Source organism: Mesorhizobium marinum, from assembly GCF_040813675.1.
Lineage (GTDB): Bacteria > Pseudomonadota > Alphaproteobacteria > Rhizobiales > Rhizobiaceae > Mesorhizobium_K > Mesorhizobium_K marinum.
Genome location: NZ_JBFOCI010000026.1, coordinates 500 through 1,049, shown reverse-complemented (window position 1 = coordinate 1,049; position 550 = coordinate 500). Strand labels below are relative to the sequence as shown.

Here is a 550-nt window from a genome sequence, read left to right as displayed (position 1 = left end):
ATGCATCTATTCATGCCCGTCCCCACATGTTCACATGACAGACACCCTGTGACGTGCCTAAGCCATAGCTATTTTCGGTGCCGTCTAGGCACTGTGCGCCGAGCGAACTTCAGGCGATTGCCAATGGGTTCTCAGCGTTGCCAATGATGGCGTAGGCAGGCCCATAACGGCAAAGCACATGCGTACAAACTTTGGTCCGCCGGCATTTGCCAGGGGGCCGTCCTTCGCCGTCGAGAAGCGGTACTCCTTGCCTGTCAATTGCTTGTATAGATTCGGCAGTTTGACGCCTGCAAGGCTTCGCGCGCTGGAAATTTCACGGGTTGCCGCTTCATCGGAGCCCGTCGCCGCCCTTTCCTCCTTGATGATTTCTGTCACGAGACGAGAGAATAGGACATTGTTTCGCAGCCACGTTCGGACAACGATGTGAGAATCATAGTTGTGCCAGAAGGGTCCGGCCGGATTGGGTTCGAAGCCGCGGGTTGTGACGGGCACTTTTGTGTGCTCGAAGCCGTGAGCCTTGGCTTCCTCCCAGCGTTCATATCGACCTGGT

Annotated in this window: 1 protein-coding gene; it reads right to left on the bottom strand. The window is 56.2% G+C overall.

Annotation, left to right across the window (positions count from 1 at the left end; genetic code table 11):
- Positions 1-84: 84 nt before the first annotated feature.
- Positions 85-550: hypothetical protein (locus tag ABUE31_RS22685; protein WP_367726036.1), on the bottom strand; the 466-nt coding region annotated here is incomplete at its 5' end.